This window comes from Aeromonas sp. 75A (genome assembly GCF_051919425.1).
Lineage (GTDB): Bacteria > Pseudomonadota > Gammaproteobacteria > Enterobacterales > Aeromonadaceae > Aeromonas > Aeromonas veronii.
In genome coordinates, this window is record NZ_JBQBES010000002.1 from 4,161,298 (window position 1) to 4,182,808 (window position 21,511).

General features: G+C 61.1%; 20 protein-coding genes, 1 tRNA gene and 1 pseudogene. 7 read left to right on the top strand and 15 right to left on the bottom strand.

Going from position 1 to position 21,511, the window contains the following annotated elements:
* Positions 1-55: 55 nt before the first annotated feature.
* From ACTG2T_RS19285 to ACTG2T_RS19310, 6 genes and pseudogenes are all read left to right on the top strand, one after another.
* Complete coding sequence (locus tag ACTG2T_RS19285; RefSeq protein ID WP_330124608.1) at positions 56-1,666, top strand: ABC transporter substrate-binding protein; 1,611 nt, start codon at positions 56-58, stop codon at positions 1,664-1,666.
* Positions 1,651-2,661: an ABC transporter permease gene (locus tag ACTG2T_RS19290; RefSeq protein WP_208736286.1), complete on the top strand. Its 1,011-nt coding sequence runs from the start codon at positions 1,651-1,653 to the stop codon at positions 2,659-2,661. Before ACTG2T_RS19285 ends, ACTG2T_RS19290 begins: the two co-directional genes overlap by 16 nt.
* The gene (locus ACTG2T_RS19295; RefSeq protein WP_330124609.1) at positions 2,651-3,466 is read left to right on the top strand and encodes an ABC transporter permease; all 816 of its coding nucleotides are present in this window, start codon (positions 2,651-2,653) and stop codon (positions 3,464-3,466) included. The genes ACTG2T_RS19290 and ACTG2T_RS19295 overlap by 11 nt, the downstream gene beginning before the upstream one ends.
* Positions 3,460-4,247: pseudogene (locus tag ACTG2T_RS19300) on the top strand (ATP-binding cassette domain-containing protein). The gene ACTG2T_RS19295 and the pseudogene ACTG2T_RS19300 overlap by 7 nt, the downstream one beginning before the upstream one ends.
* Positions 4,247-4,879 carry an ATP-binding cassette domain-containing protein gene (locus ACTG2T_RS19305; protein WP_330124611.1) on the top strand — a complete coding sequence of 211 codons (633 nt, stop codon included), beginning with the start codon at positions 4,247-4,249 and terminating at the stop codon, positions 4,877-4,879. Before ACTG2T_RS19300 ends, ACTG2T_RS19305 begins: the two are co-directional and overlap by 1 nt.
* Positions 4,880-5,113: 234 nt before the next feature.
* The gene (locus ACTG2T_RS19310; RefSeq protein ID WP_139411675.1) at positions 5,114-5,962 is read left to right on the top strand and encodes a hypothetical protein; all 849 of its coding nucleotides are present in this window, start codon (positions 5,114-5,116) and stop codon (positions 5,960-5,962) included.
* 158 nt (positions 5,963-6,120) lie between these two features.
* On the opposite strand, the gene hypB is transcribed toward ACTG2T_RS19310, so the two are convergent.
* Positions 6,121-7,005 (bottom strand): hydrogenase nickel incorporation protein HypB, encoded by an 885-nt coding sequence (hypB, locus tag ACTG2T_RS19315; RefSeq protein ID WP_330124612.1) that lies wholly within the window; start codon positions 7,003-7,005, stop codon positions 6,121-6,123.
* Between hypB and ACTG2T_RS19320 the strand changes: the two genes are divergently transcribed.
* Entirely contained in the window at positions 6,886-7,284 is a 399-nt protein-coding gene (locus tag ACTG2T_RS19320; RefSeq protein ID WP_330124613.1) for a hypothetical protein, read from the top strand. The two genes, hypB and ACTG2T_RS19320, sit on opposite strands and share 120 nt — an antisense overlap.
* Here the strand turns inward: ACTG2T_RS19320 and hypA are convergent.
* From hypA to ACTG2T_RS19390, 14 genes are all read right to left on the bottom strand, one after another.
* Positions 7,262-7,603, bottom strand: coding sequence for a hydrogenase maturation nickel metallochaperone HypA (hypA, locus tag ACTG2T_RS19325; RefSeq protein WP_330124614.1), 342 nt, complete (start codon positions 7,601-7,603; stop codon positions 7,262-7,264). The genes ACTG2T_RS19320 and hypA overlap by 23 nt on opposite strands.
* Before the next feature lie 69 nt (positions 7,604-7,672).
* The gene (gene hypE / locus ACTG2T_RS19330; RefSeq protein ID WP_330124615.1) at positions 7,673-8,677 is read right to left on the bottom strand and encodes a hydrogenase expression/formation protein HypE; all 1,005 of its coding nucleotides are present in this window, start codon (positions 8,675-8,677) and stop codon (positions 7,673-7,675) included.
* On the bottom strand, positions 8,674-9,786 hold the full coding sequence (gene hypD, locus ACTG2T_RS19335) for a hydrogenase formation protein HypD (RefSeq protein ID WP_330124616.1): 1,113 nt from the start codon (positions 9,784-9,786) through the stop codon (positions 8,674-8,676). Before hypD ends, hypE begins: the two co-directional genes overlap by 4 nt.
* A complete protein-coding gene (locus tag ACTG2T_RS19340; protein WP_043819819.1) occupies positions 9,780-10,031 on the bottom strand; it encodes a HypC/HybG/HupF family hydrogenase formation chaperone in 252 nt (83 codons plus the stop codon). Before ACTG2T_RS19340 ends, hypD begins: the two co-directional genes overlap by 7 nt.
* A gap of 5 nt (positions 10,032-10,036) precedes the next feature.
* Positions 10,037-12,475 carry a carbamoyltransferase HypF gene (gene hypF, locus ACTG2T_RS19345; protein ID WP_330124617.1) on the bottom strand — a complete coding sequence of 813 codons (2,439 nt, stop codon included), beginning with the start codon at positions 12,473-12,475 and terminating at the stop codon, positions 10,037-10,039.
* The gene (selB, locus tag ACTG2T_RS19350) at positions 12,472-14,355 is read right to left on the bottom strand and encodes a selenocysteine-specific translation elongation factor (RefSeq protein WP_330124618.1); all 1,884 of its coding nucleotides are present in this window, start codon (positions 14,353-14,355) and stop codon (positions 12,472-12,474) included. The genes hypF and selB overlap by 4 nt, the downstream gene beginning before the upstream one ends.
* A 4-nt stretch (positions 14,356-14,359) precedes the next feature.
* Complete coding sequence (selA, locus tag ACTG2T_RS19355; protein WP_330124619.1) at positions 14,360-15,838, bottom strand: L-seryl-tRNA(Sec) selenium transferase; 1,479 nt, start codon at positions 15,836-15,838, stop codon at positions 14,360-14,362.
* Between the two features lie 314 nt (positions 15,839-16,152).
* Positions 16,153-16,244: transfer RNA gene (locus tag ACTG2T_RS19360), tRNA-Sec, on the bottom strand.
* A 213-nt stretch (positions 16,245-16,457) separates the two neighbouring features.
* On the bottom strand, positions 16,458-16,949 hold the full coding sequence (hycI, locus tag ACTG2T_RS19365; protein ID WP_064336151.1) for a hydrogenase maturation peptidase HycI: 492 nt from the start codon (positions 16,947-16,949) through the stop codon (positions 16,458-16,460).
* A complete protein-coding gene (locus ACTG2T_RS19370; RefSeq protein ID WP_330124620.1) occupies positions 16,949-17,362 on the bottom strand; it encodes a formate hydrogenlyase maturation HycH family protein in 414 nt (137 codons plus the stop codon). Before ACTG2T_RS19370 ends, hycI begins: the two co-directional genes overlap by 1 nt.
* A complete protein-coding gene (locus tag ACTG2T_RS19375; RefSeq protein WP_005301886.1) occupies positions 17,355-18,170 on the bottom strand; it encodes an NADH-quinone oxidoreductase subunit B family protein in 816 nt (271 codons plus the stop codon). The genes ACTG2T_RS19370 and ACTG2T_RS19375 overlap by 8 nt, the downstream gene beginning before the upstream one ends.
* The gene (locus tag ACTG2T_RS19380; RefSeq protein WP_005333322.1) at positions 18,170-18,748 is read right to left on the bottom strand and encodes a formate hydrogenlyase complex iron-sulfur subunit; all 579 of its coding nucleotides are present in this window, start codon (positions 18,746-18,748) and stop codon (positions 18,170-18,172) included. Before ACTG2T_RS19380 ends, ACTG2T_RS19375 begins: the two co-directional genes overlap by 1 nt.
* A 9-nt stretch (positions 18,749-18,757) precedes the next feature.
* Positions 18,758-20,476 carry a hydrogenase large subunit gene (locus tag ACTG2T_RS19385; RefSeq protein ID WP_040065714.1) on the bottom strand — a complete coding sequence of 573 codons (1,719 nt, stop codon included), beginning with the start codon at positions 20,474-20,476 and terminating at the stop codon, positions 18,758-18,760.
* A gap of 80 nt (positions 20,477-20,556) precedes the next feature.
* On the bottom strand, positions 20,557-21,510 hold the full coding sequence (locus ACTG2T_RS19390; RefSeq protein ID WP_330124621.1) for a respiratory chain complex I subunit 1 family protein: 954 nt from the start codon (positions 21,508-21,510) through the stop codon (positions 20,557-20,559).
* Position 21,511 lies beyond the last annotated feature (1 nt).

The window sequence follows — 21,511 nt, forward strand, 5'->3', positions numbered from 1 at the left end:
TCCACCTCTTTTTTGAGTGATGATCCGTGAGTGGTACAAAACAAGAAGGATCCCCATGATTGTTCCACGCAATTCCCTTCGCCATTACTGTGGCACCAGTGCTGCCGCCCTGTTGACTCTGCTGCTGGGCACTGCCTCTCACGCGGCGCTGGCCGCAGCCCAACCTGTGCCTGCCGAGCTCAAGCTCGCCATCGGAGCTGAACCCACCGAAGGGTTTGACCCTCTGCTTGGCTGGAGTCACGGCAGCTATCTGCTGTTGCACAGCCCGCTGCTCAAGCAAAACGCCGACCTCAGCTGGCAGAACGTGCTCACCCAAACGGTGACTCCGAGCCAGGATGGCAAGGGGTGGCTTATCCGCCTCAAGCCGGATTTGAAATTCTCCAATGGCGCGCCGCTCACCGCCGAGGATGTGGCCTTCACCTACAACAGCGCAGCTCAGGGTGGCGGCAAGATCGACATGGGCAACTTTGTCTCGGCCAAGGTGCTCTCGCCTACCGAAGTTGCCATTACCCTGAGTGCCCCCCAGAGCACCTTCGTCAACGTGCTGGGATCCTTGGGGATAGTGTCGAAGCGGGATTACGATCCCAAGCGCTATGCTCGCGAGCCGGTCGGTGCCGGCCCTTACCGGTTGGTGAGCTTCCTGCCCGGTCAACAGCTGGTGGTGGAGGCGAACCCCTATTACGCCGGCGGCAACAATGACTTCAAGCGGCTGGTGTTTGTCTTTATCGATGAAGAGAGCGCCTATGCCGCCGCCCAGAGCAGCCAGCTTGATGTGGTGCGCATTGCCCCGTCGCTGGCGCCAACCGTGCCTGCTTCCCTTAAGCTCTGGGTGCGGCCGAGTGTCGAGAACCGCGGCATCGTCTTCCCCATTCCTCCTGCTGGTAAAAAAGATGCCAAGGGTTATCCCATCGGCAACGACGTGACCTCGGATGTAGCGGTGCGCCGCGCCATCAACTACGCCATCGACCGCAAGCTGCTGGCCGATCAACTGCTGGAAGGACATGCTATCCCCGCCTACAGCGCGGTAGAAGGCCTGCCCTGGCTGAACAAAGCCACCGCCTTCAAGGATGGCGATGCGGCCCACGCCAATGCCCTGCTCGATGAGGCGGGCTGGAAGATGGGCAGTGACGGCATTCGTCACAAAGGCGACCTGCGCGCCGCCGTTACCCTCTGGTACACCAGCGGTGACAGCACCCGCCGGGATCTGGCGGAAGCGGTGCGCGCCATGCTCAAACCAATCGGCCTCGAGGTGAGCCTCAAGTCCGGCAGCTGGGAGCAGGTGGAGCGGGAGATGCACGCCAATCCGGTGCTGATGGGGTGGGGGAGTCTGGATCCCATGGAGCTCTATCACCACTACCAGAGCGGCTCCGGTGGCGTGGAGTTCTACAACCCGGGCTACTACAGCAATCCTGTGGTGGATGGCCACCTCAAGCAGGCGCTGGATGCTCCGAACTGGCAGGCGGCCGTGCCGTTCTGGCAACAGGTGGAGTGGGATGGCAAAACGGGCGCCGGAGTGCAGGGAGATGCCGCCTGGGCCTGGCTGCTCAACGTGCAGCACACCTATCTGGCCAACCGCTGCATCGATCTTGGCAAGGGGGCGCCGGAAATTCACGGTAGCTGGTCACTCCTCAACAACCTGCAGGATTGGCGGTGGACGTGCCGTTAAGTTCGCCTTTGAGTCATTCAGGTTATCTGTTGCTAAAAGCCCTGCTGCGTCTGGCAGGGCTGCTCTGTCTGGTCTCGGTCGCCACCTTTGTGCTGCTGAGTTACTCCCCCATCGACCCCATCAAGGCCTATATCGGCAACGATCTGCTCCATGTGCCGCCGGAGCAGTACGCCCGCATTGCCGCTCGCTGGGGGCTGGATCAACCGCTCTGGCTGCGCTACTGGCACTGGTTTACCCAGGTGCTGCAGGGGGATCTCGGTTACTCCATGCTCTACAACGCGCCTGTGGGTGAAGTCATAGGCCAGCGCTTTGCTGCCTCCTTCCTGCTGCTGGCGGGCGCCTGGCTGCTCTCCGGCTTTTTCGGGATTTTGCTGGGCCTCTGCGCCGGTCGCTATCTCAACCGCTTGCCCGATCGCCTGATTTGCCGTTTTGCCTATCTGCTCGCCTCCTTGCCCACCTTCTGGGTCGGCCTGTTGCTGCTCGCCCTGTTTGCGGTGCACTGGCCGCTACTGCCGGTCTGCTGCGCCTGGACGCCGGGGCTCGCTGCCGATGAGGCGGATTGGGTCATGCGGTTGCGTCATCTGCTGCTGCCGGTGACCACGCTCGCCTTGCTCGGGCTGGGCAATATTGCCCTGCATACCCGAGCGCGGGTGGCCGAGGTGCTGGAGAGCGACTTTATTCGCTACGCCCGCGCTCAGGGGGATGGCGGCTGGCCCATGCTGCGTTTTCATGTGCTGCGCCACGCCCTGACCCCGGCGCTCTGCCTGCAGTTTGCCTCCCTTGGCGAGCTGATTGGCGGATCGCTCTTGGCCGAAAAGGTCTTCTCCTATCCGGGGCTCGGCCAGGCCACCGTGGATGCGGGGCTGCGGGGCGATATCCCCCTGCTGATGGGCATAGTGCTCTTCTGCACCCTGCTGGTCTTTATTGGCAACACTGTGGCCAGTGTGCTGTTGGCCCGCATCAATCGGGGCTGGGAGGGTGAGCATGCTGTTTAATCCGTTTCCCTCCATACTGCGGCTGGTTTTTGCTCTGCTCGGATTGGCGCTGCTGGCCACTTACGGCTGGAGCCTCTCTCATCAGGATGTGCCGATGGATCTGCTGGCCCGTCAGCAGCCCCCCTCGCTGGCCCACTGGTTCGGCACCGATCAGATGGGGCGGGATCTCTGGTTGCGGGCCTTTCAGGGCACCCTCACCAGTCTGGAGCTGGGCATCAGCACGGCACTCTGCAGTGGCCTGCTGGCCATGGTGGCGGCAAGCCTTTCGCTGGTTCATCGCAGATGTGATGCGGCGGTGCGAATGGTGATCGACGCTATGCTGGCGTTGCCCCATATGCTGCTGCTGATCCTTATCTGCTTTACCGTGGGGGGTGGTATGCGCGGGGTGATCCTGGCGGTGGCGCTCACCCACTGGCCCAAGCTGGCGCTCATTCTCTGCGCAGAAGCGCGGCGGATCGCCTGCAGCGACTATGTGGTGCTGGCCCGCTGTCAGGGGATGGGGGCGCTGCGTCGCTGGCGTACCCACCTGTTGCCGGGGCTTTTGCCTCAATGGTTTATCGGCACCCTGCTGATGTTTCCCCATGCGGTGCTGCACAGCGCGGCCTTGAGCTTTCTCGGCTTTGGTCTGGCGGCCCACGAGGCCTCGCTGGGCCTGCTGCTGGCCGATGCCCTGCGTTATCTGGCCGGCGGTGGCTGGTGGCTAGCCCTCTTCCCGGGACTGATGTTGCTGCTGCTGGTGTTGCTGTTTGATCAGGCTACCCGCGCCTTGCAACAGCTGTTGTGGCACAGGAGTGAACCATGCTGAGTTTTGACCATGTGACCATAGAGGCGGCCCACTACTCCTGGCTGGGGCGGCGCAGCTGGCAGCCTTTGCTGACCGATATCAGCCTGCAACTGGCGCCGGGGGAGATAGTGGCGCTGGTGGGGGGAGCGGCGAGGGCAAGAGCCTGTTGCTGCAAAGCGCCCTGACCCTGCTACCGGACAACCTGAGGATGCGCGGCACCATCTCCCTCGATGGCGTGCCCCTGTGTGATGCCAGTAGGGCCGGTCTGCGCGGGCACACCCTCTGCTATGTGCCACAGGGGGTAAGCGCCCTCAATCCATTGCTGACGGTGGAGCGTCAGCTGGGGCGTGCGGCACGCCTCTGCGGCCAGAGCGGTTCCCGCGAGCGGCTCGGCGAGCAACTGCTGCGCTACCAGTTGCCCGCGACCACCTTGGATAGCTATCCGCGCCAGCTCTCCGGCGGCATGGCCAAGCGCATTCTGGCCTGCACTGCGGCCCTCGGCGGCGCTCGCTACATTCTGGCAGACGAGATCACCGCCTGGCTCGACGAGGAGCTGGCCTGTCTGCTGCTCGGTCAGTTGCGTGAATTGGCCAATCAGGGCAGCGGTATCCTCTGGGTCACCCACGATCTGGCGCTGGCGGCCCGCTTTGCCGATCGCATAGTCGCGCTCCATAAGGGCCAAGTGAGCGATACCTTGAGCAGCCACCATCTGCGGCAAGGGCAGGGGAGCGAGATGCTCAGAGCCCACTGGCAGGCGCTGCCCGAGTTCAACGCGCTCTTCTCTGTGCCGGAGGTTTCCTGATGTTGGAAGTACGAAATCTCACTATCGCCCAGGGGGAACGTCCCCTCTGGCAGGGGTTATCGCTGACGGTGAAAGCGGGCGAGCGGCTCGGCATTTCTGCTCCGAGCGGCCATGGCAAGACCACGCTGGGGCGGGTATTGGCGGGTTGGCAGCCTGTTCGGGGAAGCGGGGAAATACGACTGGATGGGCAGCCGGTGCCTGAACAGGCAAAAGGTTATAACCCCATCCAGCTGGTGCTCCAGCACCCGGAACTGACCTTCAATCCCTATCGCACCACTGGGCAGGCGCTGTGGGATGTGTGGCGCCCCGATGACGCCATGCTGGCCCGCTTTATGGTCAAGCCTGAATGGCTCGGTCGCAAGCCCGGTCAGCTATCCGGTGGCGAGCTGGCCCGCATAGCGCTGCTGCGTGCCCTCGATCCTCGCACTCGTCTGCTGATTGCCGATGAGGTGACTGCCCAGCTGGACCCGCAAATTCAGCGCCAGCTCTGGCGGGAGTTGATGGTTGAATGCGAGCAGCGCGGGCTTGGCATGCTTGTCTTCAGTCACCAGCAGGCGCTGCTGCGCCAGGTCTGCCATCGGGTGGACATATTTGATATGTGTCCATTTATCTCAAAAGCCTTAACTAACTGAAATCGTGTTTTAATGTTTCTCATTAGTTGGGATGAAAACCTTTCGGATTTGGCTGATATTTATTAGAATTCCATCTAAAACGATGACTTGGTAAACCAAAATAATAAAATTGTTATTTATAGTTTTTGATTTGAAAGCGCTGTACATGTTAGTCGATATATCTTATCTTTCGTGGGCCTCAATGGAGGCTTTACGTGAAAATTGATGTGATTTATGTCACGCATGGGATGAATTATGAAGGCTATTTACATTTCTATTTTAGCTATGGCATTTGGTGTTAATGCAACAGTCGTCGAATACCAACTAGAGCAAGATGGTATTGTCGATGGAGTGGTAACTGAAGGGACTTCTATTGCTTTAAAAGTCAACAAGCAACAGGGTGCATTCTCTGGATATGATGAATCCTTTGTCACACGGGGATCATTTTCGGACAATGAGAAAGTTATACGCTTTGATAAAACAACAAAAGACAATGTTAGTTACTATATTGGGACTAAGTCTGAAGATGGTCAGTATAAAGGTAACTGGTACGATTCGAATGGAAACGGTGGTGATTTCCGTCTTTTAAGTCCCGATGCTGAAAGCGAAGGATGCTCTGGTGCAATTCAAACTGGCTGGTACAATGGCCAGTACTGTAATATGGATGTTGATGGCGGAGGCTGGCAACTTGTTGCTATCCGAATGGGAGGTAGTGTTGGTAGTTCAGTCGATAAAATAACGACTCTTGATAAGAGTCAGTATATTAGAAGTGAAGAATGGATAAGTCTCAAGAAAAAAATGAAAGAGATCCTTTTCGTTCAACCAAATACTGGCGTTTGGGGTGTTATGAATATATTGTCTGCAAGTGCAAAAGATATATGTGAACCACTATCTGATGATCTAGGTTCACGGGTACTTCTGCATGCAGAGGATTCTGGATGTGATGGGAGTGGTCTGGATTATATTTATGTCGGACATCCTCAAGAAGTGTATCAAGGAAACTTATATTTTCATTCTAAAAAATTTCCACTTTGGACTATCGATGGTAGGAGTAATAGCCAAGAGTACTCTTATAGCGACCAGTTAATGGTGTATGTGAGATAAAAAAGACTATATATCTCTTCTTAATAGTGGGTCAGTGCAGAAGGTATTGAATGCTTAAGGCCCTACTATTTAGCAATCAGCATATAGAAGAGGGAGGCATCAGCCTCCCTCTCTCTCTTGTTATCCGCCACTGGTAACGGTATTTAACCGGTTCTGGTTCAGGCCGTGGCCAGCCAGTTAAGCCAGGCATCCATCCCTTCGCCTGTGGTGGCGCTGACCTGGATCACCTGGATATAGGGGTTGACCCGTTTGGCGTTCTCGATGCAGCGGGCCACGTCAAAGCTGACATAGGGCAGCAGATCGATCTTGTTGATCACCATCAGCTGGGCGGCGGCAAACATATCCGGGTATTTCAGCGGCTTCTCTTCCCCCTCGGTGACGGAGAGGATCGCCACCTTGTACTTCTCGCCGAGATCGAAGCTGGCGGGGCAGACCAGATTACCCACGTTCTCGATAAAGAGAATTCCCCCCTCATTGGCGGGCAGCTGGTGGCAGGCGTCGTGGACCATCTTGGCATCCAGATGGCAGCCCTTGCCGGTGTTGATCTGCACGGCAGGGACGCCGGTGGCGCGGATACGGTCCGCATCGGCGCTGGTTTGCTGATCCCCTTCGATCACCGCGCAGGGGCGCTTGTCGGCCAGCTGGCGCAGAGTTTCGCACAGCAAAGTGGTCTTGCCTGAACCCGGGCTAGAGACCAGGTTGAGCACCAGCTGGGCCGCCTCGTCGAAGTGTTCGCGGTTGTGGGCCGCCAGCGCATTGTTCTTGGCCAGCACATCCATCTCGATGGCGATCAGCTGGCGCTGCCCCATGCCGGGCACCGACAATCCCGCTTCCCCTTTGCCGTAGTGCAGATCACCCTGCTGATGGTCATGGTCATGGTCATGGTCATGGTCATGGTCATGGTCATGGTCATGGTCATGGTCATGGTCATGGTCATGGGGATGCGCGTGGGAATGGCCGTGGTCATGAGAGTGGGCATGATGATGGTCGTGGGGGTGATCATGCTGGTGCTCATGCGGGTGATCATGCCCCTCGTGGCTCATCGGTGCCCGGACCCCGTGGTAGTGGTGATGGACATCCCCCTGATGGTGATAGTGGTGGTGAATGATCAGGGTGCGCGGCGCACTCTGCTCGTGGTCATGATGGTGATGGGCGTCATGAGCATGATGATGGCCATGCTCATGCTCATGCTCATGCTCATGCTCATGTTCATGGTGATGTTCATGTTCGTGATGATGCTCATGATCGTGCTCATGGCTGGCGATCCGCGCCTGGCCGCATCCGCATACGCTACACATATCAACTTACCTCGATGTCGGTGATGCGCAGGCTATCACCCTGCGCGACTCGTAATTTGTATCCGCCACACTCGGGGCAGGCTTGCCCGCGCTCGGTGAGGGTGACCGTCTGGTTGCAGTCGTAACACCAGGCCTCTGCCGCCTGGTGCTGAAAGTGCAGTTGGGCCCCTTCGACGGCGGTGCCCTTGGCGGCCGCCTCGAAACAGAAGGCAATGGTGTCCGGGTCGACGCAGGAGAAGCTGCCGACTTCGAACCAGAGGGCGGTCACCCTGGTAAAGCCCCGCTGGGTGGCCTGCTCGGCGGCCAGATCGATGGCGGCCATGGCCAGAGACATTTCGTGCATGGTGGCTCCTTAACCGATATGGAGAGGAGCAGTGACTCCTCCCTGTAATTGACGGAACGGCATGGCTGCTCAACAGATCCGCGGCAGCAGCTCCCCTTGCGGCAGCTCCAGATAACGGCGGCTGCCCCAGGGGTTGTTGAGGATCACCTTGTGGCGATCGCTCGCCTGCGCCACGCCGATCTGGCTGGCGGCGGAGTTGAATTGCCGCAAGATGCCCAGCGCGTCCTGCGCCTGTTCGGCAGGCAGGGCCAGCACCATGGTTCCCTCGTTGGCGAGATCATGGGGCTCGAAACCGTAGAGCTCGCACAGGCCGCGCACCGGGTCGCACACCGGAATGGCGGACTCCTCCAGCTCGATGGCAACGCCGGAGGCGCTGCTCCATTCGTTGAGCACGGCGGCAAGGCCACCGCGGGTGGCGTCGCGCAGGGCGTGCGGGGTAATGCCAGCCTGCAGCAGCGCTTCGACCTGCGGCCAGAGGGTGGTGCAGTCGCTCTTGAGATCGGATCCCAGTTGCAGGGCGTCACGGGCCATCAGGATGCAGGCGCCGTGGCTGCCGATATCCCGCGACACCAGAATGGCGTCACCGGCCTTGAGGTTGCGTACCGAGATGCCCCGGCTCTGCTCAGGCAGAGGGAAGGTGCCGACCCCGCTGGTGTTGATAAAGATCTTGTCGGCTGCCCCCTTGGGCACCACCTTGGTGTCGCCGCAGACGATGCGGGCGCCGCTTTTGGCAAGCTCTGCTGCCATCGACTCGACGATGCGGGCGAGATCGGCGTAGGGGAACCCCTCCTCGATGATAAAGCTGGCGCTCAGATACTCGGGTTTGGCCCCCATCATGGCGAGATCGTTGACCGTCCCGGCGATGGCCAGCTTGCCGATATCGCCCCCCTCGAAGAAGAGCGGCGAGACGGTAAAGCTGTCGGTGGTGAAGGCTACGGGGCCGTTTACCGGCAGCAGGGCGGCATCTTCACCGCGCAGCAGGATCTCGTTGCCAAAGTGGCGAAAGAAGAGCTGGTTGATCAGCTGGTTCATCTCGACACCGCCGCCGCCGTGGCTTAACTGAATTTCTCTCATTGGATCCCCATATATCGGTAGTAGGCATTGCAGGCCCCTTCGGAGCTGACCATGCAGCTGCCCATGGGCTGGGTCGGGGTGCAGCCCCGGCCAAAGACTTTGCACTGGTTCGGTTTGGCCAGGCCGCGCAGGATATCGGCGCACTGGCACGCTTTGTGGTCATCGATGGGGGTCTGATTGAGCGCAAAGTGGCGCTCCGCATCGCGCTTGGCAAAGGCATCCCGCAGGCGCAGGGCGGAGGCGTTGATATCCCCCAGACCTCGCCAGCGAAAGTGCTCGCGGGTCTCGAAAAAGCGCTCGACCAGCCGCTGGGCGGCTTTATTGCCGCTGGCGGTGACGGCACGGCTGTACTGCACCTCCAGCGCGTAGCGACCCTCCACCTTCTGGCGCACCATCATCAAGAGCGCCTCCATCACATCCACCGGCTCGAAGCCGCTCACCACCACAGGCACCTGATAGCGATCGACGATGGGCAGGTAGATATCGGCGCCGGTGATGACGCTGACGTGGGAGGGGCCGATAAAGGCGTTCACCTTGGCCACCCCGTCGGCCATCACCGCATGAATGGCAGGGGGCACCAGCACATGGTTGATATGAAACAGCAGGTTCAGGGCCCCTTGCTCTTCCGCGGCAGCCAAGAGCGCCGCAGTCATCGGGGTGGAGGTCTCGAAGCCGATGGCGAAGAAGACCACGGTTTTCTCCGGATTCTCACGGGCGATGCGCAGGGCGTCGAGGGGGTCATAGACCGGGCGGATATCGCTCCCCTTGGCCCGCTGCTGGGCCAGCGTGCCCTTGGAGCCCGGCACCCGGATCATGTCCCCCAGGGTGACCAGAATAACGTTCGGTTGGCTAGCCAGCTCGATGGCCTGATCGATGCGTTCTTTCGGCATGATGCAGACCGGGCAGCCGGGGCCGTGAACGAACTCGATGCTGGCTGGCAGCAGCTGGTGCAGGCCGTACTTCATGATGGTGTGGGTATGGCCGCCACACACCTCCATCACCCGCAGCGGTTCGGGCAGATTTTTGGCCAGTTCGGTGATCTGGGCGGCGAGGGCGCGGATCACCTCGGGCTGGCGAAAGCCCTGGAACAGATCATTCAAGGTCAGCATGGCAAGATATCCTGTTTGGGCATCAGGGCCACCATCTGGCGGAAGCTCTCGAGGCTGGCCTGCGCCTCCTCTTCGTCAATCTTGCTCATCACAAAGCCGATATGGAGCAGCACATAGTCGCCAATGTTGAGAGGCTCTTCGAGCAGCATGCAGCTGACGCGCCGCTGCACTCCCAGGGTGTCGACGGTGACGCAGTTGTCTTCGGGGTGCAGCTGCACCACCTGAGAGGGGATGGATAGACACATGGATTTCAGGACTCCGACAAGGTGGCACAGCCGGCTGTGGTTGGGCGGTGCGTGGCAATATGGTGGATGGCAAACCAGAGCTGACCGGCGGCGATGCCACCGTCATTGAGCGGCAGGGTTTCGCTGGTCAATACCTGCCGGCCAGCCGCTTCGAGAGCGGGCACCAGCTGGTCCATCAGCACCCGGTTTTGAAAAACGCCGCCCCCGAGCGCCACCGGATAGCCGGGGAAGCGCTCGGCAAGGGCAACAACCAGCTTGCTGATGGCGCGGATAAAGCCGGCGGCCAGGCTAGCGGTGGAGGTGCCTTTTCTCTGCTCGCTGATAAGGGTATTGATGAGCTCTGCCCACTCGATCTGCAGTGGCCCCTCTGTTGATTGGCTGAGATCAAAGGCGAGGGGGAAGGGTTGTTCGTCGGGGGTGAGCTGCAAGGCGGTCGCCTCCAGCAGGAGCCCGGCTTCGCCCTCGTAATCCGGGGTGTCGATCAGCCCCAGCAGCGCCGCCACCGCATCGAACAGACGGCCGATGGAGCTGGTGTAGGGAGCGTTGCGACCCAACTGCCAGAGCTGGTGCAGGTTGCTGATCCGCTTAAGGGGCAGTTGCTTGATCAACGGAATATCGAGGGCGCTGATCTGCTCCACGCCATAGGATTCGAACAGCAGCCCCAGTAGCTGGCGCACCGGCTCGCGGATGGCCGCCTCGCCGCCAATCAGCTTGAAGGGTGCAAGGTGAGCAACCCGCTCAAATCCATGAACGTCTGTGATCAGCAGCTCGCCGCCCCAGAGGGTGTCGTCATCGCCAAGGCCGGTGCCATCGAAGGCAACACCCAGCACCGGGCCCGTGATGTCGTGCTCGGCCATCACCCCCAGCAGGTGGGCGTGATGGTGCTGCACCTCGAGGTGGGTCGCACCCTGATCGCGGCAGTAATTCTTGGCCCACTGGTGGCTGAGGTAGCCGGGGTGGCGATCCGAGACCAGCAGTTCTGACTTGAGATCGTAGAGTTCGCGAAAGGTGGTCAGGGTCTGCTCGAAGTGCTCCTGCATCGGCAGGCTGTGCAGATCGCCGATATAGGGGCTGTAGATGCGCTGGCGACCGAAGGCGAGCGCCAGCTGGTTCTTCTGCTGCGCCCCGACCGCCAAGAGCGGCACCCTGACCGCCTCTTGCAAGCTGGGAGTGCAGGGGGCATAGCCCCGGGCGAGGCGCAACGTCTGGCGCCGCCCGCCTGCCCACTGCACCAGACTGTCGTCGCACGGGTGCAGGATGGGGCGGTTGTGATCCAGGATGCCGCCAATCTCGCTGCCGAGTTCCCTGACCACCTCTTCACACTCGATAAGGATCGGGCTGCCGCGACCATTGGCGCTGGTGGCCACCAGCGGCATGGCACAGGCATCCAGCAGCAATTGGTGCAGCGGGGTGTAAGGGAGCATGACCCCAAGGTAGGGGATGCCGGGGGCGATCCCCTCGGCCAGCGGTGCGGTTGTCAGTAGGGATTCTGAGTGCCGATCATCATTTTTGCGCTTGCGCAGCAAGGTGATGGGTCTGGCCTGAGAGGCGAGCAGCGTCCACTCTGCCCCGCAGCCGGTGACATGCAATTTGGCCTCGGCAAGGGAGCCCATCATCACCGCCAGCGGCTTGCGCGCGCGCCGCTTGAGCGTTCGCAATCTGGCAACACTCTGTTCATTGCGGGCATCACACATCAGGTGATAACCCCCCATCCCCTTGACCGCAATCAGCGCCCCCGCTTGCAGGGCGCTTGCAGCGGCCTGCAGGGCATCCTCGCGCTCGGCCAAGGCATCGCCACGGCCATTCCGCCAACTGAGGTGGGGCCCACACTCGGGGCAGCTCACCGGCTGGGCGTGGTAGCGTCTGTCCAGCGGATTTTCATAGGCCGCCGCACAGCGCGGGCACATGGCAAAGCCTGCCATGGCGGTATGGGGTCTGTCGTAGGGGAGGCGGCGGATGATGGTGTAGCGCGGGCCGCAGTGGGTGCAGTTGGTAAAGGGGTAGCGATGGTGGCGATCGTTGGGGTTGGCCACGTCCGTGGCGCACGCCTCGCACATCCCCTGATCCGGCGAGATGGCGACCGTGGCCGCGCTCTGCTGCTGGCTCGCTTTAATTCGAAACTGGCCATGAAATTGGCCATCGAAGTCGGGATCATGAGCAAGGGGCAGTTCCCGCTCGCTGAAGTGATCGATGCGGCTCAGTGGCGGCGCCAGTTCCCGCAGTTCGCGGGCAAAGCTGACCAGCTGCTCAGGCGATCCTTCGGCGCCGATGGTGACGCCGTTGGCATCGTTCAACACATAGCCGGCAAGGCCGTGGCGCAGTGCCAGTCCATAGACGAAGGGGCGAAAGCCGACCCCCTGCACGATCCCGTCGATATGAAATTCGCGGCGTAGCCGGTTGGCCACAGGATTGGCAGAGCCAGAGGGGGCGATGGTGGCGCTCATGCAGGCTCCATCTCATCTTGAGTCTGCGGCAAACGCAGCACCCGGCGCTCGTTCTCCTCGCGCCGCACCCAGCCATCCATCTCCATGCGCAGGCAGAACGGAATGGCGTATTTGCGCGACAAACCGGTGATCTCCTTGAGGGATGCCATGTCGATCAGATCTCCCACCTGCTGGCCCGCCAGCACGGCGGTGACCATCTGGTTGTAAAGGGCGGCGTCGTAGTAGATGGGGCCATCGAGCTGCACCAGATACTTGAGTCGCGCTAGATTGCGCAGCTGCTTTTGCAACGCGCCTTTTTGTTGCAAGCCCTGCTGCAGGGCGGCGGGCAGCTTGCGGGTGATAAAGGGATCCAGCTCCACGCCGCCGGGGCCCAGTTTACCGGGCTCGTAACCCTCCTTGCCTTGATCTCGCACCACCTTGAGCACCAGCTGCGCCTCTTCCCCCAGATCATCTTCCGACTCGCCGCTGCCCGGCTGCCACTTGTCATGGTGCAGGCGAATGTGCTGCTCGCTCTTGAGCTGCTGGAGCAGGGCCTGAGTGACCGGCAGGGCGATGCCAAAGCGGGTTGCCAGCTCCGCAGCGCTGAGCGGTTCGCTGGCCATCGTGGCGAGCAGCTGGTCGCGGCTTTGGGCCAGCCAGTGGTTGTCCAGCAGCCACTCACCGAGGGGAGTGACCTGTTCGGGCTGCTGGTCAAAGCGGCCGGCCAGCACATAGCCGTTGAGCCCCAGTTGCAGGGTGGCCGGGTTGTAGTGTTCGAGTTCATCTGGCAGCTCGCCCAGCAGGGCGTGCAGCGTCTTGCGTCTGGTGGGGTGGATGTCGCCGCACCAGACGATGCAGGCGCCGTGCAGCAGTTCGCTGCTGCCGTGGCGAATAATGGCGAGCGGCTGACCAAAGAAGCAGGGAATGGGGCTGGCAAAGATCAGCCGCGCCAGCCGGGTATCCTTGATGGGAACAAAACGGGCCCGGCCATGCCAGCTGCCAAGGGCCACTTCCACCTCCTGCGTGCGCAGTGTCTTGCTACTCAGGCTCTCGGCGTTGAGCCGCACGATAAGGTGGGTGGCCGCCTCGCACTGGCCAGCGGCGCTGGTAAGGCAGTGGCCGCGTGCCACCTCCTTGTGGGGCACTTTTTTAAGGCCCACCGCCACCCGGCAGACGGCGCCAATCTCGTCGACGCTCTGGTGATAGGCCTGCAGGGAGCGCACCTGCACCTCCCGATCGGCGGGGTAGAGGCGCAGCTTGTCTCCCACCTTGAGGCTGCCCTGTTGCAAGGTGCCGGTGAGCACGGTGCCGGTACCATTGGCGGTAAAGACCCTGTCCACATACAGTCGCGGGGCGCTCTGCTCGCGGGCAGCGTGTGAGGCTGGCAGTTCGGCAAGCTGGCGCACGATGGCGGTGTGCAGGGCGGCCATATTGGCGCCGGTCTTGGCACTGACGCTGACGATGTCGGGCACCATGCCGCTCTCGTCCATCACCCGCTCCAGCAGGCTCTCTTCAAGGAGCTCCAGCTCGTCGGGGGAGACCAGATCGCACTTGTTGATGCAGACCAAGAGGCGCGGTACCCCCATCGCCTTGAGCAGGCGCAGGTGATCGCCGGTCATCGGCATCCACCCCTCGTCGGCGGCAATGACCAGCAGCACCAGATCCAGACTCCAGAGCCCCGCCACCATGTTGCGGATATAGCGCTCGTGGCCGGGCACGTCGATGACGCCTATGGTGTTGCCCTGACCGTCATCGAAGTGGGCAAAGCCGAGATCCTGGGTCATGCCGATGGCCTGCTCGTGGGCGCGGGCCGTGGTGATGCCGGTGAGGGCCTTGATCAGCAGGGTTTTGCCATGATCCACGTGGCCGGCAAGACCGATAACGGCGCGATAGGGGGTCATGGGATCAGGGCTCCTCGGTCGCATTTGTTGCATTGAACGGGGCGGGCAGCAGCAATTCCTTGAGTTGGGCGATCAGCAGTTCCATTTCGGTCGGCAGCAGGGTGGCCATATTGAGCAGCACCTTCTGCTGGCGCACGGTGGCGATGACCGGCACCGGCAGTTCGCGCAAATCATCGAGCAGCTGCTGGGCCGGGCGCGAGTCGGTGCACTCCAGCGCAGGGGCCGGGTAGAACTCGTCCGGCAAGGTGCCACCGCCCACCACCAGCTGGGCGGGGACCGGCACAAAACAGCCGGGCAGGGCGGCCATCAGCCGGGAGGCTCTCGCCTGCATGGCGGCAGAGTTGCTCAAGGTGCGCTGGGCGATACCCTCGCCGACGGGAGACTTGTTGAGCTTGTGGATGAGCAGGCGTTCGAGCAGGGAGTAGACGATGCGGCTCGGGCGGAAGGTGCGCATCATAGGGTGTTTTTCCAGCCGCTTGATAAGGTCGCTGCGGCCGCTGATGATGCCCGATTGCGGGCCCCCCAAGAGCTTGTCGCCTGAGTAGCAGACCAGATCCGCCCCCGCCTTGATGTACTGGCGCACCGAGGTTTCATCCGGTGCAAACTCTTCGGTGGTCAACCCCGAGCCCTGATCCACCGCCAGCACTACGTGCTCGGGCAGGGCGCGGGCCACTTCGCCGATATCGGGGGATTCGGTAAAGCCGCGAATGGCGAAATTGGATCTGTGCACCATCAGTACCAGCGCGGTCTGATCGGTGATGGCATCGAGGTAATCTTTGGCGGTAGTGATATTGGTAGTGCCCACCTCCACCAGTTTGGCGCCGGAGAGGGCCAGAATATCGGGGATGCGAAAGCCGCCGCCAATCTGGATCTGCTCGCCGCGCGAGACGATCACCTCGCGCCCCTTGGCCACCTCCTGCAGCAGCAAAAAGAGCGAAGCGGCGTTGTTGTTGACCACCAGCGAATCCTCGGCCTGGGTGAGGCAACGGAGCAGGGGAGCGATCAGCCCCTTGCGCCCGCCGCGCTTGCCGGTGGCGAGATCCAGCTCCAGATTGTTGTAGCCGGTGTTGAGGTCACGCACCTCGTCCCACAGATCGGCACTTAACGGCGAACGCCCCAAATTGGTATGCACCAGGGTGCCGGTGGCGTTGATCACCCGGGTTTGACGCTGGCGCAACTGCTGTTGGCAGCGTTTGGCAATCAGCGCCTCGATCTGCTCGGGGGCGACGCCGTGCTGGCGAAAATCTTCGCTCTGGCGCAGCTCGCTCAGGGTGTCGCGCACCGCCTGAGTCACCAGCGGGCGGCTCAGCGCTTCGATAAACCCGGCGAGAAAGGGTTGCTGCAGCAGCTGTTCCACTTGCGGCAAACGGCGCGTTGGTTGCTGGCCGGGCTGTTGCTGTGAATCTGGCAGTGAATCGTCGGCAGCCGTACCTGATGCGGGCTGGCGGTGGGGGATAGCTGACGCGTGAGACGAGTTCGGCATGGGATTACCAGTGCAGTGCGTGGGTTCGGGATGCGCACCGGTTTGCCGATAGAGAGGCCGAGCTGACGGGTTATGGCACTGCTGGCGATTTGCGGATGACTGCAAATTGGGTGCATCAATGAGCGGGTATAAATTAAGGCTGCATCGATGTTGATAAATTAATTTTTGGCCAGCGAGATAACCTGAGTTCGGATTATATTGGCAAGCGGCAAGCACCTTTTTTAAGGTATTACTTCAAACATATTGAACAAACAATGGAAATAACATTCAGGCCGACAAATTCAGCGAGAGAGTATTTGTTCAATAGATAAATTTGGCGGAAGAGGCAGGAATCGAACCTGCCAAAGCCTTCTCGGCTCACATCGGTTTTGAAGACCGAGGAGGCCACCAGACCCCATCAACTTCCGTAACGGTCGCCATTTTGTGGCAAATTTCTGTGACTGGCAACGCTTTTTTTGTCATAAAAAAGCGAGAGTTAGCGATTTTTTGAAAAAATCAAAGAACCTTGTTTTATATCAAGTTCAGCACAATTAGCCCGATGTTTTTAATTTAACATCGGGCCTTGATCACATTGCCGTAACCGTCGATCAATAACGGTCGTTAACAACTCGATAAATAATCACCGGTTGGCGTTGGCAATATTCCACTGATCCAGTTTATCTATTAACAGACCGGTATCCCTGGCGGCATCAAGATGCTGATAAAGATAATCCATCGCCTCGCTCACCATCTCGGTCATCGGGAAGGAGAACGCCACGATGGCCGGTTGTACCCCGACAAAGATCACCTCGGGGACAAAGGTCTTGAGCTCGTCGATCAGGAAATTGAGCGGCATATTGTGGGTCGAGAAGATAAACATCTCGGCGATGGTCTCGGGGGGGATCACCTGCAGGGTTCCCGCCTTCTCGCCGATCTCGGCGGCATCCACCAGCACCACCCGCTCCGGTTGCAGCTCCCGCACCTTGTAGACCACATTTTCCGGCGCGATGCCGCCGTCGATATGGATCCAGCCGGGCAGGGGTGCGGCTTGCAGCTTGTCGGCGAGATAGGGGCCGGCACCGTCGTCCCCCATCATGGCATTGCCCACGGTCAACACGAGATTGCAGCCCATCAGCGGCTCCTTACCATCAAGTACATATGGGGGTCGTTAAAGAGGGCGGTGAGCTGATCCATAAAGGTGTTGGTCCAGCCCAGCTCCTGCTCATCGAGTAGATTGTCGGCTTTGCGCAGTCGGTCGAAGGCGTAGGCCAGCATATGGCAGTGCTCGCGATAGATGGTGATCTCGCCAAAGGTGAGAAATCCCTCCATCTTGCGGCGCGCTTCACTCCCCTCTGGCAGCTTGGCCACCCAGTCGCGATAACCGATCAGCGAGCAGACCAGGTCTGCTCGCAGGCAATCGACGATACCGAGGTGGTGGCCGATGGCGAGGCTGTAGTACATCACCTCCTTTGCCTCTTCCGGCACGTCAAACTGCTCGTCGACGAACTTGCGCGAGAGGCGATAGAAGAAAACCTCGTCAGCCATGCACCGCCTCTCCCTTGCCGGCCGCCCGGTTGAGGCAGGCATTTGCGAGGTTGTTGACGATCTCCGCCAGACGGGGATCGTCGTGCTGATCGAGGTAGCTCTGGATGCGCAGATCCACATCCTGCTGGGTCGCCCCTTCGAGCAGGGCCATAAACTCGTCGGCGATGATCCGCCCCTGCCGATAACCGGCCATGCGGCGCGCTTCGCGCTCGATCATCACCCGAATTTCGTTGGGGATGCCGGTGTGGCGCAGCTCGACCCGTTCACCCGGTTGCACCTCGTGGCTGGTGGCTTTGAGTTTCTGCTCAAGCAGACCGAGCGCCACCGCAAAGCCGTAGATGGTGGCTGCCGGTGTGGGGGGGCAGCCGGGGATATAGACATCCACCGGCACAATCTTGTCGGTGCCGCCCCAGACGCAGTAGAGGTCGTGGAAGATGCCGCCGTCACAGCCGCAGGCGCCGTAGGCGATACAGATCTTGGGATCGGGCGCCGCCTCGTAGGCGCGCAGGGCCGGAACCCGCATCGCCCGGGTCACCGCGCCGGTAAAGAGCAGGATGTCGGCGTGGCGGGGGGAGGCGACCACCTTGATGCCGAAACGCTCGGCATCGAACAGCGGGGTGATGGTGGCGAAGATCTCGATCTCGCAGGCGTTGCAGCCGCCGCAATCGACCCGGTAGACATAGGCCGAGCGGCGAATGTCCTTGAGCAGGGTCTTCTTGAGTTTGGTGATCTCGGGATCCTGTGCCAGCGGTACAGCGCGGGTATGGGCATGGCCGACAACCGGTTCTATGCCTTTGATCTTGCTCATCACATCCACTCCTTTTGTGCGGCCATCGGTGTGGCTATCGGTGTGATCAGGGCCGAGTCAGGCTGGCTCAGCATGCTCTGTTTTCGTTTGCAGTCGGGGCAGTGGTGCAGTCGCTCTGGCGGCGCTAGCGGCTTGGCATCGCGAGCCAGCGGTGTGCCTGCCTGCTTGAGTGTGTCCTCCACCAGCGCCACCAGCTTGCTCGGGGCAAAGTAGGTGCCGCACAGGGTGCAGGGGGCCAGCGCGAAGCGGGCCTCCTCATAGAGGTCCGCCTTGTTGGTCACCGCCAGCTCGAATTCAGGGGAGAGGGCGATGGCGCGGGTCGGGCAGACCTCCTCGCAGCGGCCGCAGAAGATGCAGCGCGCCATGGAGATCTCCCAGCGCCGTTCGCCGGTCTCCATGTCAACTTCCATCACCAGCGCATTGGCCGGGCAGGCCTTGGTGCAGGCGGCGCAGGCGATGCACTGATCCGCCTGATATTTGGGTTTGCCGCGAAAATCCCGGTTCACCTCATAAGGGGCGAAGGGGTACTTGGCGGTCGGGGTGCCAGCCTTGAGGATGGTCTTGAACAGCTTGATCATGATGACCCCTTATTTCAGCGGAGAGTTTTTGCGATCGATGCCGTAGCGCTCGATCTCCTTGTAGGAGACCACGGTGGATTTGCCCTTCTTGGGGTCGACCAGGGTGACCCGGTCGGTACAGGAGTAGCAGGGATCCAGACTGCCGATGATGAGCGGCGCGTCCGCCACGGTATTGCCGCGCAGCATGTAGCGCAGAGCAGGCCAGTTGGCGTAGGTGGCGGCGCGGCAGCGCCAGCGGAACAGCTTCTGGTTGTCCCCGGTCATGCTCCAGTGGACGTTCTCGCCGCGGGGCGCCTCGGTAAAGCCCAGCGCAAACTTGCCCGGCTGGTAGGTGAAGCCTTCGGTGAGCAGTGGCCCTTCCGGCAGGTGCTCAAGGCCGAACTCAATCATGTCGAGGGAGTCGTAGAGCTCGTGGATCCGCACCAGTACCCGGGATTGCACGTCGCAACCCGCCTTGGTCTGGATCTCCATCGGCAGCTCGCGATAGCCGGCAAAGTCGTGGACCCGACGCACGTCGCGCTTGAAGCCGCTCGCCCGCACCATGGGACCGACGCAGCTGAAATCGCGGGCAATTTGCGGCTCGAGCTTGCCGATACCGATGAGGCGGGAGGAGATGTTGGCGGTATCAAGCAGCATGGCCACCAGGGGTTTGAGCTCATCACGGAGCTCGCGCACCAGCTGGGCACCCTTGATGCGATCTTCCTTGAAGATGTCGCGGCGCACCCCGCCAATCAGGTTGAGACCGTAGGTCTTGCGGGCGCCGGTCAGCAGCTCGGCCAGGGTCATGGATTTCTCCCGCACCCGGAAGAACTGCATAAAGCCGGTGTCGAAACCGGTGAAGTGGCTCGACAGGCCGATGTTGAGGATATGGCTGTGCAGGCGCTCCACCTCCAGCAGCACGGCGCGGATCATCTTGGCCCGCTCCGGCACCGGAATGCCCATGGCGTTCTCCACCGAGGTGGTGTAGGCGACGCTGTGGGTAAAGCCGCAGATGCCGCAGACCCGGTCGGTCAGAAACGCCACTTCGTTATAGCCCATGCGGGTTTCCGCCAGCTTCTCCATGCCGCGATGGACATAGAAGAGGCGGTAGTCGGCATCGATGATGTCTTCCCCATCGACGAACAGACGAAAGTGCCCCGGCTCGTCCGAAGTGATATGCAGCGGGCCGACCGGCACGATGCGGTTGGCATCACTGCCGAGCTCATTGACGAAGGGGTAGGTCTCGGTGTCGGTGGTGGGCATCGGGCGCTGGCGATAATCCATGGCGTCCTTGCGCAGCGGGTGGATATCCTCCGGCCAGTCATCCGGCAGTACCAGACGGCGTTCGTCCGGCAGGCCGATGGCGCGCAGGCCATACATGTCGCGGATCTCCCGCTCGCCCCATACCGCCGCCGGAATGGTCGGGGTGATGGAGGGGTACTCCTGGGTATCGGCATCCACCAGCACCTTGACGGTGATCCAGCACTTGGTGTCGCCCTCCATGGAGAAGACGTGGTAGACGGCGAAGTGGCCGTTGAGGCTGCGCTCGTCATTGGCAAAGGAGAGCGGAAGCCAGCCCCCCAGCTGGTGGAAGATCAGGCTGGCCGTCTCGACCAGACTGGTGGGCTTGACGGTAATGGTGGCCTGATCGGCGGTTTGCCACTCCTCGTCGACGATGGCGTGGGGCAGTTGTGCTCGCACCTGCTGGATGTAGTCGCAGCCGATGCGATCCGAAATGGCGATGGTCATGCAGTTCTCACTTTAATGTTCGGGAATGAGCATTCGGTAAAGGTGAAATCGGAAAAAGTTGCTGTGCTGGCGGGCATGGCTCAGACCCCGACCAGATAGGCGAGCAGCGCCAGCAGGGCCAGCCCCAACCCGTAGCGGGTGAGCTTGTGGGTGCGCACGAACTGGGTGCGGGCCATGGCGTTTTCGATGATGCCGGCCAGCAAAAAGGCCACCAGCAGCTTGCAGGCGAGGATCAGCGCCGCGCCGATGAGCGCGGGCAGACTCCAGTTGGCCGCCTTGCCGAAGGGCATGAAAATCACCAGAAAGAGCTGCACCACCACCAGTTGCTTGAGGCCGATGGAGAGCTTGAGCAGGGCGAGGCCCGCACCGGAATACTCGGTGAGTGGCCCCTCCTGCAGCTCCTGCTCGGCTTCGGCGCAGTCAAAGGGCAGCTTGCCCATCTCGACAAACACCGCGAAGGCGCAGGCAGCGCCAGCCAGCAGGGTGGCGATGGGCGCGGCCAGCGGCTGGGTCGCCACATAGCTGCTGATATTGCCCAGATCCGAGCTGCCCACCATCATCGCCATGATGAAGCAGGCGAGTACCAGAATGGGCTCCACCAGAATGCCCAGCGTCAACTCGCGGCGGGCACCGATCCCTGCAAACATGCTGCCGCTGTCGAGCCCCGCCAGCGAAAAGAAGAAGCGGAAGATGGCGAACAGGTAGATGTCGGTGATGAGATCCCCGGCGATGGGGAAGGGGGACTCGTGAGTCAGGGTTGGCAGCGCCATCCCTACCAGCAAGAGGGCGGCGATGAGCAGCGCAGGCATCAGGTTGAAGATGATGCCGGCAGGCTCTGGGGTCACCTCCTGACGGCGCAGGAGCTTGGCGATATCCCGGTAATCCTGCAGCAGGCCCGGCCCCTGACGGGAGTGCATCTTGGCCCGCAGCACCCGGTTGAAACCGGTGGCGAGCGGCGCCAGCGCCAGCATGGCGATGGCCTGGGTCAGGGCGAGGGCAACCATGCCCCAGCTCGGCATTTCAAGAACAGGCATA

Coding starts and splice junctions, on each gene's coding strand:
- hycI (WP_064336151.1), bottom strand. CDS start 16,949: ATGGGCTGCAATCTCGTGTTGACCGTGGGCAATGCCATGATGGGGGAC.
- ACTG2T_RS19340 (WP_043819819.1), bottom strand. CDS start 10,031: ATGTGTCTATCCATCCCCTCTCAGGTGGTGCAGCTGCACCCCGAAGAC.
- hypE (WP_330124615.1), bottom strand. CDS start 8,677: ATGAGAGAAATTCAGTTAAGCCACGGCGGCGGCGGTGTCGAGATGAAC.
- hypA (WP_330124614.1), bottom strand. CDS start 7,603: ATGCACGAAATGTCTCTGGCCATGGCCGCCATCGATCTGGCCGCCGAG.
- selA (WP_330124619.1), bottom strand. CDS start 15,838: ATGCCGAACTCGTCTCACGCGTCAGCTATCCCCCACCGCCAGCCCGCA.
- ACTG2T_RS19305 (WP_330124611.1), top strand. CDS start 4,247: ATGTTGGAAGTACGAAATCTCACTATCGCCCAGGGGGAACGTCCCCTC.
- ACTG2T_RS19295 (WP_330124609.1), top strand. CDS start 2,651: ATGCTGTTTAATCCGTTTCCCTCCATACTGCGGCTGGTTTTTGCTCTG.
- ACTG2T_RS19310 (WP_139411675.1), top strand. CDS start 5,114: ATGAAGGCTATTTACATTTCTATTTTAGCTATGGCATTTGGTGTTAAT.
- ACTG2T_RS19285 (WP_330124608.1), top strand. CDS start 56: ATGATTGTTCCACGCAATTCCCTTCGCCATTACTGTGGCACCAGTGCT.
- ACTG2T_RS19385 (WP_040065714.1), bottom strand. CDS start 20,476: ATGACCATCGCCATTTCGGATCGCATCGGCTGCGACTACATCCAGCAG.
- ACTG2T_RS19320 (WP_330124613.1), top strand. CDS start 6,886: ATGGTCATGGTCATGGGGATGCGCGTGGGAATGGCCGTGGTCATGAGA.
- hypF (WP_330124617.1), bottom strand. CDS start 12,475: ATGAGCGCCACCATCGCCCCCTCTGGCTCTGCCAATCCTGTGGCCAAC.
- ACTG2T_RS19370 (WP_330124620.1), bottom strand. CDS start 17,362: ATGGCTGACGAGGTTTTCTTCTATCGCCTCTCGCGCAAGTTCGTCGAC.
- ACTG2T_RS19390 (WP_330124621.1), bottom strand. CDS start 21,510: ATGCCTGTTCTTGAAATGCCGAGCTGGGGCATGGTTGCCCTCGCCCTG.
- hypB (WP_330124612.1), bottom strand. CDS start 7,005: ATGAGCCACGAGGGGCATGATCACCCGCATGAGCACCAGCATGATCAC.
- selB (WP_330124618.1), bottom strand. CDS start 14,355: ATGACCCCCTATCGCGCCGTTATCGGTCTTGCCGGCCACGTGGATCAT.
- ACTG2T_RS19375 (WP_005301886.1), bottom strand. CDS start 18,170: ATGAGCAAGATCAAAGGCATAGAACCGGTTGTCGGCCATGCCCATACC.
- ACTG2T_RS19380 (WP_005333322.1), bottom strand. CDS start 18,748: ATGATCAAGCTGTTCAAGACCATCCTCAAGGCTGGCACCCCGACCGCC.
- hypD (WP_330124616.1), bottom strand. CDS start 9,786: ATGCTGACCTTGAATGATCTGTTCCAGGGCTTTCGCCAGCCCGAGGTG.